The sequence below is a fragment of the Dehalobacter sp. CP genome, assembly GCF_047652685.1.
Classification (GTDB): Bacteria; Bacillota; Desulfitobacteriia; order Desulfitobacteriales; family Syntrophobotulaceae; genus Dehalobacter.
The window spans coordinates 2,241,561-2,255,079 of sequence record NZ_CP157399.1 but is presented as its reverse complement, the minus strand read 5'-3'; the positions used below and the strand labels follow the sequence as shown (position 1 = coordinate 2,255,079).

Annotated in this window: 13 protein-coding genes; 11 read left to right on the top strand and 2 right to left on the bottom strand. The window is 41.2% G+C overall.

Annotated features, from left to right (window positions below; translation table 11 throughout):
• Nucleotides 1–157: 157 nt before the first annotated feature.
• The 5 genes from AAH944_RS11140 (at nt 158) to AAH944_RS11120 (ending at nt 4,862) form a co-directional block, all read left to right on the top strand.
• Complete coding sequence (locus AAH944_RS11140) at nt 158–469, top strand: dehalogenase (RefSeq protein WP_415534953.1); 312 nt, start codon at nt 158–160, stop codon at nt 467–469.
• Between the two features lie 12 nt (nt 470–481).
• A complete protein-coding gene (locus AAH944_RS11135) occupies nt 482–1,846 on the top strand; it encodes a reductive dehalogenase (RefSeq protein WP_415534952.1) in 1,365 nt (454 codons plus the stop codon).
• Between the two features lie 348 nt (nt 1,847–2,194).
• The gene (locus tag AAH944_RS11130) at nt 2,195–2,506 is read left to right on the top strand and encodes a dehalogenase (protein ID WP_415534951.1); all 312 of its coding nucleotides are present in this window, start codon (nt 2,195–2,197) and stop codon (nt 2,504–2,506) included.
• Nucleotides 2,507–2,521: 15 nt separating this feature from the next.
• Nucleotides 2,522–3,892, top strand: a complete 1,371-nt coding sequence (locus tag AAH944_RS11125) for a reductive dehalogenase (RefSeq protein ID WP_415534950.1) — start codon at nt 2,522–2,524, stop codon at nt 3,890–3,892.
• A gap of 271 nt (nt 3,893–4,163) precedes the next feature.
• Nucleotides 4,164–4,862 (top strand): Crp/Fnr family transcriptional regulator, encoded by a 699-nt coding sequence (locus AAH944_RS11120; RefSeq protein ID WP_415534949.1) that lies wholly within the window; start codon nt 4,164–4,166, stop codon nt 4,860–4,862.
• A gap of 5 nt (nt 4,863–4,867) precedes the next feature.
• On the opposite strand, the gene AAH944_RS11115 is transcribed toward AAH944_RS11120, so the two are convergent.
• On the bottom strand, nt 4,868–5,812 hold the full coding sequence (locus AAH944_RS11115) for a trigger factor (RefSeq protein ID WP_415534948.1): 945 nt from the start codon (nt 5,810–5,812) through the stop codon (nt 4,868–4,870).
• Nucleotides 5,813–6,008: 196 nt separating this feature from the next.
• On the opposite strand from AAH944_RS11115, the gene AAH944_RS11110 reads away from it, so the two are divergent.
• Entirely contained in the window at nt 6,009–6,722 is a 714-nt protein-coding gene (locus AAH944_RS11110) for a Crp/Fnr family transcriptional regulator (RefSeq protein ID WP_415534947.1), read from the top strand.
• Between the two features lie 140 nt (nt 6,723–6,862).
• On the opposite strand, the gene AAH944_RS11105 is transcribed toward AAH944_RS11110, so the two are convergent.
• Nucleotides 6,863–7,840 (bottom strand): trigger factor, encoded by a 978-nt coding sequence (locus tag AAH944_RS11105; protein ID WP_415534946.1) that lies wholly within the window; start codon nt 7,838–7,840, stop codon nt 6,863–6,865.
• A gap of 364 nt (nt 7,841–8,204) precedes the next feature.
• On the opposite strand from AAH944_RS11105, the gene AAH944_RS11100 reads away from it, so the two are divergent.
• Genes AAH944_RS11100 through groL form a run of 5 tightly spaced genes read left to right on the top strand, consistent with a single transcriptional unit; the run spans nt 8,205 to nt 13,249 of the window.
• On the top strand, nt 8,205–8,618 hold the full coding sequence (locus tag AAH944_RS11100) for a YlqD family protein (protein ID WP_020492140.1): 414 nt from the start codon (nt 8,205–8,207) through the stop codon (nt 8,616–8,618).
• Nucleotides 8,615–10,228 carry an Hsp60 family chaperonin gene (locus tag AAH944_RS11095; protein WP_415534945.1) on the top strand — a complete coding sequence of 538 codons (1,614 nt, stop codon included), beginning with the start codon at nt 8,615–8,617 and terminating at the stop codon, nt 10,226–10,228. The genes AAH944_RS11100 and AAH944_RS11095 overlap by 4 nt, the downstream gene beginning before the upstream one ends.
• Before the next feature lie 60 nt (nt 10,229–10,288).
• Nucleotides 10,289–11,488, top strand: a complete 1,200-nt coding sequence (locus AAH944_RS11090; protein WP_415534944.1) for a 4Fe-4S binding protein — start codon at nt 10,289–10,291, stop codon at nt 11,486–11,488.
• Nucleotides 11,481–11,630 carry a hypothetical protein gene (locus AAH944_RS11085; protein WP_415534943.1) on the top strand — a complete coding sequence of 50 codons (150 nt, stop codon included), beginning with the start codon at nt 11,481–11,483 and terminating at the stop codon, nt 11,628–11,630. Before AAH944_RS11090 ends, AAH944_RS11085 begins: the two co-directional genes overlap by 8 nt.
• 29 nt (nt 11,631–11,659) lie before the next feature.
• The gene (gene groL / locus AAH944_RS11080; protein ID WP_415534942.1) at nt 11,660–13,249 is read left to right on the top strand and encodes a chaperonin GroEL; all 1,590 of its coding nucleotides are present in this window, start codon (nt 11,660–11,662) and stop codon (nt 13,247–13,249) included.
• Nucleotides 13,250–13,519 lie beyond the last annotated feature (270 nt).

Sequence of the window (13,519 nt, the reverse complement as noted above, 5' to 3'; positions counted from 1 at the left end):
AGAAAAGAAAAATTAAAATAAAATATTAGCAATGATAACGTTGGTTTTTTTATATCATGCTAAGATTACTCCATAAAGCTTCATTTGAAAACGGTATAACATAGGTTGTATCGGATTCCAGGAGAAGTGTTTTGGAAACAGAGGAGGTGAAAAGAACATGGGAACATTTTTGGTATTTCTGGCGGGTATTTTATTTTTAGGCGGCATCATATTTATCAAACCACGGGCTATGCAAGATGTAAAATGGAAAACAATTGTTAATTGGGTTTTGTACGTTTTATGGTTTGCAATTACTGGCACCGGGATTTCTTTCATCTATATTAATTCAAGCGTCGGACATGTAAAAGCAACGAGTACTGCCATTTTCCTTTTCTTAGGTTTATCGATTGTTCTGGCAATTGTGCTGGCAAGATTCTTAGGTTTTATCGGAAAAAAACGCAATCAGCAAAATACAAATATAGAAGCATAGAGGTGAAATGCAATGTTTAGATCTTCGGATCACGAAGATAGTAAAAAGGGGTTCCAGATGGACCGCCGCAAGTTTCTGAAAGCCGGGGTTGCTTCAGCTCTTACCGCCGGAATGGTCGGTGCGATGAACGTTTTGCCGGCTGAAGCCGCTGAAGCTGTGAAGAACACAGCCGGTCCCCAAACCGGAGCCAAATCCAAACTTCATCCTGTTGTAGATTATGGCGGCTCAAGTGTCAGTTTTGTTGAGCATAATGACCAGTGGCTGGGGACAACCAAAATTGTAGGCACGATCAAACCGTATCACGAAGCGGAACAGGGCTTTTATATGGCCAATCGTGGAAAATATTCTCCGGAGGCGCAGCAAGGATTTTATCATTATAAGTTTGTCATGAAACATCCATTTGGTGCTGCCATTGCCCAGTTTGCAATGTCGCTTATGGCCCCTCAAATGGTGAGCGGACAACCGTCTCCGCAGAAACTTCCGATTCCCGACCCGGAACAAATGTCACAGCATATTAAAGATGCTGCCTATTTTTTGCGCGCTGACGAAGTGGGAATCGGCAAAATGCCGGAGTATGCTTATTATACCCATAAGGCTCCCAGTCAGGATGATCTGCTGAAAGACGACCTGTCAAAGTCAATTCCTGTGACGGAACGTCTCCCTTATGTTATTGTGGTTATGATTGACCAGCATTTAGAGACCATGCTGGCTTCTACGGGCTATGACGGCATCAGTGCTTCCCAGTCCATGCGTTCTTACCATACGACCGGCGTAGTTGCGGTTATTCTGGCCAATTATATTCGTGGCCTGGGCTATAACGCTAGGGCTCATCACTTCACCAACTATGCTTCAGTCATGCCTCCTCTTATCATGGCTGCAGGGATGGGTGAACTATCCAGGACAGGTGACTGTACGGTTCATCCCCGGTTAGGATTCCGCCACAAAGTTGCGGCTGTGACCACAGACTTACCTTTGGTTCCGGATAAACCGATTGATTTTGGTTTGCTTGATTTCTGCCGCGTCTGTGCAAAATGCGCGGATAATTGCCCGTCAGGTGCCATTACCCAAGACCGGGATTTGGTTGAATACAACGGATATATGCGCTGGAACAGTGATTTTAAAAAATGCACGGAATTCCGTGTAACGAATAAAGAAGGTTCTTCCTGCGGCAGGTGTATGAAGGTATGCCCCTGGAATTCCAAGGAAAAATCCTGGTTCCATACTGCAGGCACTTGGATTGGCAGCAAAGGAGAAGCTTCTGCCAGTCTTCTTAAGAAAATTGATGATATGTTTGGCTATGGCGAAGAACAGATTGAAAGATATAAATGGTGGTTGGAATGGCCGGAACGGTATGATGTATCGGCACTCAAGCACTAAGACAGTAACAATCAATATAATTAGTAATTTTAAAAGCGGTGAGATTTTATACTCATCGCTTTTAAAATCTATTGCGGCTTACCCCGGGGTACGCTGCAATAGATTTTTATTATGCCATTAAAATGTACTTTCTAAAAAGATTTTGTCTACAGTGTGAATGGCTTCTAACAAAACAGCGGTTAATATTCGTTAATCTGACGAAATATTAGCCGCTGTTAATACATACTAAATTAATATTTTTCACCAACCTGGTATGATTGACTCAGATAGCACCTTGGAAATCGGTAAGGTTACGATAGACTGAACCGCGTTTCCAAAAAGTATTTTGCGTAGGGGGAGGTGAAAAAAATGGGAACATTCTTGGTATTTCTAGCCGGAATTCTGTTCTTAGCCGGAATTATTTTTATAAAGCCGCGAGCTAAGCAGGAGCTGAGATGGAAAACTGTTCTTAACTGGGTATTATACGTCTTGTGGTATTCGATCACAGCAATAGGGGTTTCATTCATTTATATTAACTCAATCGTAGGACACGTGAAGGCCACAAGTACAGCAATCTTTCTGTTTATCGGATTATCGATCGTTCTAGCCATCGTATTAGCCAGACTTTTAGGATTCTTAGGAAAAAAACGCGAAAATATCAATTCAAGCGCAAAGGCGTAAAGAGGTGAAAAAAAGATGTTTAGATCTTCAGAACAAGAAGGAAGCCAACAGAATCAGCGGTTTAAGATGGACCGCCGCAAGTTTCTGAAGGCAGGGGCTGCTTCTGCGCTGGCAGCAGGGATTGTTGGCGCAATCGGAGTTTTGCCGGCAGAAGCAGCTGAAGCTATGGCAAGCCAGACAGGCCCCCAGAACGGAGCCAAATCCAAGCTACATCCCAATATGGATTATGGCGGTGCCAGTGTCCGATTTGTCGAGCATAACGACCAATGGCTTGGAACTTCAAAGCTAGTTGGTCCTATTAAAAAGAGCCATGAAGCAGACTCGGGATTCTTTTATGCGATGCGTGGTAAACTTACAGCAGAAGCTCAAACAACGTCGTACAACTATCAATTCGTCTTTAAGCATCCGTTTAACGCAGCTATTGCCGGGTTCGCCGTCAATCTTGCTCCTGAACCCATGGTGAGCGGACAGCCGGCCCCTGAAAAGTTACCGATTCCAGATCCCGAACAAATGTCCCAACACATTAAGGATTGCGCCTATTTTTTGCGGGCGGATGAAGTAGGAATCGGCAAGATGCCCCCGTATGCTTATTATACCTATAAAACGCCTAGTCTGGAAGATTTGCTTAGGGATGATCTATCTAAATCGACACCGGTCACGGAGAATCTACCCTATGTTATTGTCGTCATGGTTGACCAGCATTTGGAAACAATGCTGGCTTCGACCGGATATGATGGTATTAGCGCTGCCCAATCCATGCGTTCATATCATTCAACTGGTGTTATTTCCTGTATTTTAGCCAGTTATATTCGTAACCTGGGTTATAATGCCAGAGCACAGCATTTCACCAACTACGAAGCGGTTATGGGTCCCTGCATTATAGCTGCAGGACTGGGTGAATTAACGAGAACAGGTGACTGCACTGCACATCCGCGTCTTGGATTCCGCCACAAAGTAGCAGCTGTGACCACCGATTTGCCCCTTCTCCCTGACAAACCGATTGATTTCGGCATGCTTGATTTTTGCAGTGTCTGTGGCAAATGCGCAGATAATTGCCCTTCCGGTGCAATTACAAAGGATAAGGACCCAGTAGAATTTAATGGTTACTTGCGTTGGAACAGTGATTCTAAAAAATGCACAATATTCCGGGCAACAAACAAAGAAGGCTCTTCCTGCGGCAGGTGTATGAAGGTATGTCCTTGGGACTCTAAGGAACAATCCTGGTTCCACGAAGCAGGTACTTGGATCGGCAGCCATGGCCAGAGCTCATCCAGATTGCTTAAACAAATCGACGATATGTTTGGCTATGGCACAGAAGAGATCGAGAAATATAAATGGTGGCTGGAGTGGCCTGAAAGATATGATGTATTAGCTACCAAGCATTAAGCTGTTCAGTTTTTCATCAGGCATATACCAGGCATATCTTTAAGCGGCGGAGTTTTTCTCTTGCCGCTTAAAGGTGTTCAAAAAACGGATGCTATTCCTTAAATTAGGCTAAAAATTATTGTAAATGTATATATTAATGATTTAATGTTATCATAGGTCATGTAAAATTAATTTTAGCATTTGCAAATTTTTTTAAATTGTTATCCAAATTGGTTCATACGATAAATCGCTTGACGATCTGACTCATCTGCTGTTAGGGGAGGGAAAATCGATGGATGATAGCACAAAAAGACAGATTCCAGGAACAATCATTCCTGAATCGTTTAATCGTGTTGAAAGATTGGAAAAATATGTACATCTCGGATGTACGCGTCCATTTTACAAAGGAAGCGTCGTACTTTCTCAGGGCAGTGAAACCAATAATGTAATGTATGTGCAGTCGGGATGTCTTGCCGTAAGCATGGGGACTGATGATGGTCATAATAAATTTTTGTTCCAGATCGGCGAGCAATCCATTGGGATGACAACCTTTTTAAGTGAGAATCATGAACTACAGATCGTTGCGGTCAAAGACAGTGTTATTTGTTTTTTTACCATTGAAGAGGTTTTGAAAATATGTCACGAAGATGAACAACTGATTGTCGATATCATTCAAAATCTTAGTTCAAAAGTATATTATTTTATGACACAATCAAGAGATTTAAATTTTTCCCGTCCCGCGAGTAGGGTGTTTCGCTTCCTGTATAACCTATGTCTTCATGATGGAAAACAAATTGAAGACTATTACATCATTCATTCAAATCTGACACAAAAAGCGATCGGCGAAATCACCGGCACCCATTATGTCACGGTTAGCAAATTATTGACGATCCTTGAAAAGCAGAAAGTATTGAGAAAAACCAAGGATGCAATTTATGTTTATAACCTAGAAAAACTAAAAAATATGATTAATGAAGTTCTTGAATATTAGAAAAATCAATTATCACCGATATTCCATTCAAATAGGTGTTTGACAATCTTTTCATGCAGCAGACTTTCTTTTAAGAGTTCGGGGGTAGGGAAAAGCTTTTCAAACATTTGTTGATCCCCCTGGATTCCTTCAAGAACCTGCTTTCTTCCTAACTCTGCTTCTTCATCGGAAATACAAATATTTTCAACACGTGCTAACTCCGTAAAAGCCAAACTGAGGAGAAGCTGTTGTTTAGCAAAAACAGCACAATCCTCATAGAAATATTCATCAGCCTCACTTGAGCCAAAAGGTGTATTTGCGTTTTGATTCTTTATGATTTCATAGTCTTTAAGTGCATTGTTTATTACTTGCTTTGTCGTGGCGGCCAGCATTTCCTCATCCAACTCATATGTTGAGCTCTCGATAATTGTATCTAAGATCGTTTGTAGATTATTTTCTGCGATGGTTTGTTGGCTTTCAGCTATCAAGGACTTGCGGATTTTCTCTTTCAGCGTTTTCAAGTCCGGAACTTCCGGGTCCATTTCATGGATAATTGCGTCTGTGACCTCCAGTTGTTTTGACGGCCAGACTTCCAGTACGGTAGCCAAAAACTCAGCTTTCTTGCCTGCAACGTGTTGAAGCGGACTATTGTGTGGGATATCAATCATCATTTGGAAACGATCTGCTTTCTTTTTTCCGATGACATTTTTGAATTGGCCAAACATCATGGGATCGCCAACTTTGTATTTTAAATAGGATGAACAAAGTTCCGAAACAGCCAAACCGTCGCAAGTTGCAAAAATGCTGACTGCAACCTCATCCCCTTCTTCGACAACTATATTGTCTTTTGACCATTCGTTAAGCATTTTTAAAACAGATTGAATTACCGCATTCTCTAACTCCGTTTCTGTAGGCGTGGGCTGAGGGGCGATTTTCATTCCTTTATACTGACCCAGTTGAAAATGATGCATTGATAGTGCCTCCATTTAATATAAAAATAATATGAAAATTGCAGTCATAACACTTTCATGTTATCATAAATTAAGCATCTAGATTTTAGCATATGCCAACCTTGAAATCAAATGCAAAAAACAATCGATTATTTAAAAACTTGAAGTATCTTTATGTTTTTGATCATCCGAATTTTTTAGGAGAAGGGGAAAATTAATGGATGATAGGATGATGGATGATAATATAAAGAGAAAAATTCCTGATATTTTAATTCCTGAAACATTCAATCGAATTGAACGTTTGGGAATGTACACGCATCTCGCAAATACCCGAACTTTTACCAAAGGAAGCATTGTGCTTGGACAGGGTGCAGAATCAAATTCTATTGTATATGTACAATCAGGATGTTTATCCGTAGGTATCGGGATGGAAGACGGTCATAATAAATTCCTGTTTAATATTACTGAAGGTTGCGTCGGAATGACAGCATTTCTAAATGAATATCATGAATTGCAAATTCATGCGGTCAAAACCAGTACGGTTTGTTTTTTTTCCATTGCGCAAGTTATGAAAATTTTCCATGACGATGAACAAGTAATCCTTGATATCTTGCATAATATTCTCAGTAAAGTATATTATTTTATGGCACATGCCAGAGATTTAAACTATTCCCGTCCTTCCAGTAGAGTGTTCCGCTTGCTCTATAATCTTTGCATTCATGAAGGGAAGTTTGTAGGCGGTAGTTATGTCATTACTTCAAAGCTTACGCAGAAAGCAATAGCGGATATTACGGGGACACATTATGTGACGGTTTGCAAATTATTTAACATACTTGAAAAACAAGAAGTCCTCAAAAAAGTCAAAAATAAAATTTATGTTTATAATATTGAAAAACTAAAAAGTTTAATCAATGAAGTTATTGAGTACTAAGCTACGGGGACAATATTTGTGGATTTTAAAGACATGCCGGAGAAAACTTTCCGGCATGTCTTTTTATTAGCCCCAAAGTTTCATGGTAGTTTAACGCGGACTAAATAATCTGGTAAGATAATATAGTAAAATGTTTTAGGTTATTGTAATGTAAAAATTCTTTCGTAATCACTTTTGCCGTAAATATCGCAATCGTTCCATTTCCAAAGAGCGTGAATAATCTTTTCTCTAAACAAGTAGTCCCCCAAAAATTCATCATTTGGAAAGAGCTGACTGAATTGCGCTTTGTCGGGAGATGTTTTTAAGAAGAAGGATTTTGCTTCCTGAATTTCCTCAGGACTGATGTCGATGTTTTCTAGCCGTGCAATTTCGGTCAGAATGAGTTCTTCGACAAGGGTTTTCTCAGCCAACGCCATGTTCTTCATTTCAAACATCCTGTTATCTCCGGACATAAGCGCTTCAAGGTTTTGAGGATTCCCTGACGAGAAAAGTTCCTTTTGCGATTGGGTATTAAGAATATCCAGAACTTCCTGGAATTCCTTTTGATCTAAAGTATATTCCGAACCCGAGGCAATGGTGTCGATTATGGATCGAATTCTCTCTTCCTTGATCTTTTGTAACCAGTTTTCAGAGATTATTTTGCGTAAGTTGGCCTGCAGCTCATCTATTCCAGAAACCTCAGGATTAATTTGCCTGGCGATTTCATCCGAGAGTTCAACGGGTAGTCTATGGTTAACTTCATGGATGGCAATCTGAAAGGTAACTGTTTTTCCGCCCATCCGTTCAACGGTGAAACCTTCGGGGAAAGTAACAGACAGCACTAAATCATCTCCGGCTTTGTGATTAATAATCTGGCTGAATGCCTCAAGAACAGAAGGATCCCCCAAGGTAAACTTTAGATTCGAATTCGATAACTCCGGAACGAACATATTGTCGCATTCCGCACGAAGGCCAATGACAACTTCATCACCATACACCGCAGGCATATTATTTTTTGCCCATTGGTTTGCCAGTTTTTTTACAGCTTCCCTCGCCCCCAGGTTCAAATCATCTTCGGAAAACATAGATACTGGAGGAAGCTTTAATCCTTTATATGATCCAAGTTTGATTTCATGCATGCCCAATCTACTTCCTTCTTTTATTATTTTTTTGTTGTTATTTTATCATGGAATAGTCTATCATAAAATAGTTTATCACACTTTAATATGCGCAAATAAAAATTTTGTTTTTTATATAGGAGGGGGTTAAAAATAACCTTTTGTGGGGATATTTAGGAGCAGATGAAAAATAAGGAGGGGGAAGAAAGTAAAATACTGACACATTAATTCTTATTTAACAAAAAATAATTCTTATTTTACAAAAATTCGATAAAATATTGTCATGATATGCAATTATGTTATACTTAATTAGCATGTTTTAAAGATTTATTTGTATACCTAGGTTAAGATTTTAATGCATAATAAAACACAAGGAGAAAAGCATATGGAATTCATCAAAATTTTCAGAGAGATTACGCTCAAGCAAATTGTAACGGAAGAATCCAAGGAGAGGACCCGTAAGCAATTGCGCGAACAAATGGTGGCTTTGAACGACGAAAAGACGGAGTTCGAAGAAAACAAAAACAAAATGCTTACAGAATTCTCGTTGAAAGGAGCTGAAGCTACTCAACTTAATCAAATCCGGCAGCAATTTGATACGCAGGCTACAAAATTTCATGTTGGGATGGACGAAATTAGGATGAATATGGCAGCGATTGATGAACTGAAAACCGGTGAAGAAATCGTGATTGGTTCGGTGGAAGGGCCTTATGAACTCAAGGTTGGAGACAAATTGGAAACGGCGACCAAAGCTGAAATTGTTTTTAAAGACGGAGTAGTTGTGGAGATTAGGCAATGACCTCACAGGAGAAAACAACGGTCACATTAAATGAAGAAGCCCGGTATGCGTTGGCCAGGGGAGTTGACAAGGTAGCTGATTTGGTCAAAGTAACGCTTGGACCTAAAGGAAGAAACATTGTCATTGAACAGATGATGGGTTATCCTCTGGTTACAAAAGACGGCGTAACGGTTGCGAAACACATTAATTTGCCTGACCCTAGGGAAAATATGGGAGCCCGTTTGTGTAAGGAAGTTGCCAGGCAAACCAACGACATGGTCGGCGATGGCACTACGACGTCGATCGTCCTCGCACAAGCCATCGTAAAGGGTGGAATGCCCCTGGTCGAAGCGGGAGCAGACCCGATCCGCCTTAAAAAAGGGATGGAAAAGGCCGTACAGGCAGTCAGCCAAGAAATTGGAAGGCTTGGCGTTCCGGCTACTCCGGAAACTGTTTCCCAAGTTGCGTCCATATCGGCTAAAAGCCGCTTGACTGGAGAACTTATTGCTCAGGCAGTAGAAAAAGTTGGACAGAATGGGATTGTAACAGTCCAGGAAACCATCGAACGGCGTACTTTCATTGAAACAACGGAAGGTATGGAATTGGAGAGCGGTTATCTCTCTTCATATTTCTTATCCGAAAACGATCGTATGATTTTAAACCTGGAAAAACCTTATATTTTAATGACGGACCAGATGATTGACAATATCCAGCAAATTAAGCGCGTTCTTAATTGGTGTATCTGGGAGAAAAAGCCGCTGTTGATCGTAGCAAAGCAAGTAACAAAAGATGTGCTGGGAATGCTGATTACACATAATACGGAGGCTAGGGAGGCCAAGGCGATCGCAGTTCAGGCTCCAGGTACCGGAGAGTACCGTCTTGGTATTTTGGAGGACTTGGCAGTCAAGACAGGCGGTTCTGTTTTAGTGGAAATGCTCGGGTTATCGTTAGAAAATATTGAGAAATCCATGCTTGGTAATGCAGAAAAGATTATTGTCACGCGTCAAAAAACGACTGTGATAGGTGGTGGTGGCAGTAGTGAAATGATTGAAGAAAAATCAAACCAGCTGAGAGCACTAATCAGACAAACATCAGAGTCTGGAGAGCGCCAGAAGCTGCAAGAACGGATAGCCAAGCTTTCTGGTGGAATAGCCGTTATCAGGGTTGGCGCTGATACGAAGATTGCGCTAAAGGAACTTAAAGACCGTGTTATAGATGCTGTACAGGCTTCGAAAGCGGCGGTGGAGAGTGGAGTCGTCCCTGGCGGAGGCACAACCTATGTAAGGGCAGCAAAAGTACTTGATGATTTAAAAGCGGATTCAGAGGATGAGCTATCTGGTATCCGTCTCATTCGACAGGCTTTAGCCGTACCGTTGCGCCAGATTGTAAATAATACCGGTGGTAACGGAGACAAAGTTGTAGAGATGACCAGCAAGGCTGCACCTGGCATGGGATACGACGCAATGTCAGGAAAATTTGTAGACATGATGGCTGAAGGGATCGTAGATCCGGTTGCTGTGACAGTTACCGCGTTGAACAAGGCTATGGGTATTGCTTCAATCCTCCTTACAACAGAAGGGGTCATTGATAAACAATATCAGTTTACAATTGATCTAAGTACCATGATTTAGGTTGAAAAAACAGATTTCTTTTATATTTGTTTCAAGCCATAAAAAAGAGAGGCCAGTTTTATGAAAAAATTTATATTAATTGCTAAAAAATTTATTCCATTATTTGCTATTGTAATTTTGGTTCTAACAATGGTATATGGGTATTACATCAATAAAATGGATCAGGATGTTGTCCAAGGGTATTACCAGCAGTTGTTTCCGAAAGCAGACCATTTTGATTCAATAAGTGACCGGACGGCCAAGGCGATAGGCGCAGACGGAAACCTTATGGCTTATGTCGGGATCTGCAGTAATGTCGGCTATGGGGGGCCCGTGATGGTAGGGACTATCATCAATCTGACCGGGGGTATTCAGGATGTAGTGATCCTGCAGCATAAGGAGACTCCTTCTTATCTCAACAAGATAGCCCAGGCCGGCTATTTCCGCCAGTACACCAAAAAACATGCGGATGATCCGCTGGTTTTGGACGCTGACATTGACAGAGTATCGGGGGCAACGCTTTCCACACGGGCTATCGCAAAATCTGTGAATGATGTTGCGCATACAGTGGCCGTCCAAGAATTGAATGTTACACCTAAAAAAGCAGAGATCTCCTGGAATATAGGAATAAAAGAAATCGCAGTTGCTTTACTCTTTATACTTTCTGTTTTCATACCCCGTTTCAAGCAATTGGCGAAGTTTAGGTTGGTATTTCTGGGACTTAGTATCGTTATTTTAGGTTTTTGGTTAAATAGGTCATTATCGATGGGACACATCAGTGCGCTGCTTCTTGGATACTTCCCGTCTCCGAGCGAAAATCTGATATGGTATCTTGTTTTGTTGGGAGCATTGGCACCTGCTTTAATAACCGGTAAAAACATCTACTGTGCGTATGTTTGTCCTTTCCACGGCTTGCAGGAAGCTACCCACATGATTAGTAAAGTCAATATACCGATCGGAAAATATGTTAAATGGTTCCACACAATAAAAGAAGTTATCTTATTTTTAGTTTTGTTCTTTGCCTTCCTCTTTGTAAACCCTTCATGTTCCAGTTTTGAACCCTTTGGAACGATATTTGGCTTAAACGGATCCAGTAATCAGTGGTATTTGCTTTTTGTCATATTGCTTACCAGCTTTTTCTACCGCCGGTTCTGGTGTGTTGCGTTTTGTCCGGTTGGGACATTTGTGGACAAGGTCGCACAACTGGGACGGAAAATTCGGGAAATCATTGGGTTGCCCTCCAAGAAAAAGGTTAGAAAGGTGGAGAATATGAATGTCTGAAAAAGCTGAACCCGTAGTAAAACCTGAAGATCAAGAAGTGGGGAAAAAAAAGACAGAAACTTCTACAATTTTGCTTTTTGCTTTGTATGGCCTTACCATCTTGCTGATTGTTTTGGTTTTGATAAGTAATTGGAATGCCTGATGATTTCTGAATAATGAGGAGTAATCAACATGGATACAACATTATTGGCCGGGGAGAAGGCCAGACAATCACTCGCAGCAGGAATAGACCTTATCGCCTCTTGTGTTAAGGTTACACTGGGACCAAAAGGAAGAAATGTTGTTTTAGACCCGGTGGTTGGTCTTCCGAAAATTACAAATGACGGGGCTAGTATTGCCAATATCATTTCCACACCTAACCGGTTCCAAAATTTAGGATGCCAGATTATCAAAGAAGTATCAGACAAAACCAACGACAGGGTGGGTGACGGGACAACGACATCGATTGTTCTGGCCCAGGCCATGATTCGGGAAGGGATGAAAAATATTGCGGCGGGTAGTAATCCCACTTCTCTTATAAGCGGCATAGAAAAAGGAATTGAAAGCGCTATTGAGGCTATTAATAAAAGCGCAGTCAAGATATCCAGTCTGGAGAAGGTTAAGCAGGTGGCTACTGTATCGTCAGGAGATCCGGAGATCGGGGGGCTTATTAGCGAAGCTGTAGAAAAAGTTGGTTTCCATGGGATGATCATGGTGGAAGAAGATCAAGCGCTGAAAACCCGGTTAGAGGTTACGGAAGGGATACGTTTTGACAAGGGATGTTTTACACCGAAAATCGTAAAGTCTTGGGAGAAAAAAGAAGAGGTTTTGGAAGATCCGTACATTCTTGTAACCGATACCAAGATTAGCTATATCTATGAGATTTTCTCCATCATGGAAGAGGTCGTAAAAAGCGGCAAGCCTCTTGTAATTATTACTGAAGATATTTCTGTTGATTTGCTTGCTCTTCTGCTTGCAAATAAGCAAAAAGGGACCATGAATGTCATTGCTATTCAGACCCCCGGTCATGGGGAGCGGCGTAAAGCTTACTTGCAGGATATAGCGGTTATTACTGGTGCCACGGTTATTTCAGAAGAGGCCGGAATCCCACTTGAAGAAGTACAAGGATACCACTTAGGAAGAGCAAAGCGGATTCTGGTTGATACGAAGAATACGACCATTATTGGCGGACAAGGTGACAAAGAAGAGATTGAGGCGCGTTGCGCTGAAGTACGTGCGGAATATGAGCCTTTGCTTCCCGGCTGGAGAAAAGAGAAACTCCAGGAAAGGCTGGGGTGGCTGCAGGGCGGAATAGCTATCATTAAAGTCGGTGCTGCCACGAGACTGGAAATGAAGGAGAAAAAGGATCGGATTGATGATGCTGTCAATGCAGTAAGGGTAGCGATTGAAGAAGGGATTGTACCTGGCGGAGGTATCGCTTTGCTCGAAGCAACGGATGCATTGGCAGAGATCAAGCTGGATGATCCTGAAGCTATGGTCGGACTGCGGATTGTCCAAAAGGCTTTGGAAGCGCCTTTACGCCAGATTGTTGAGAATGCCGGCGAAAACGGAGATTCCGTCATTGAAAACGTCCGGGAACTTCCTGCCGGACATGGTTATAATGCTGCCGAAGATAGCTACGTTGATATGATAGTAAGTGGAATCATCGATCCTGTCCAGGTAACTTATACGGCATTGAAAAATGCTGCCTCTATTGCAACGTTAGTTATCGGCGCAGAAGGATTGATTATTAACAATGCTCCAAACTTCATGAATTTATAGGCTTCTAAACGTAAGAATCATATGTAATATATAAGTTCCTTAAGTCGTTTAATATTAATTATCTTAGTGAATTTTTCTTTGAAAGCAGCAATAAAGGCTGCTTTCTCTTTATAAGTTCTAAGATCTGACAAACAATTAAAGATAATTGAAAATAATTATTATAAATGTGGAGAAAAGTTATTGACATCTGATATGAACATGATTAAATTGAATATAAACTATACACGTGTATACAATAAAGCAGTGCTCTTTTGATGCGTTTTTCATCTT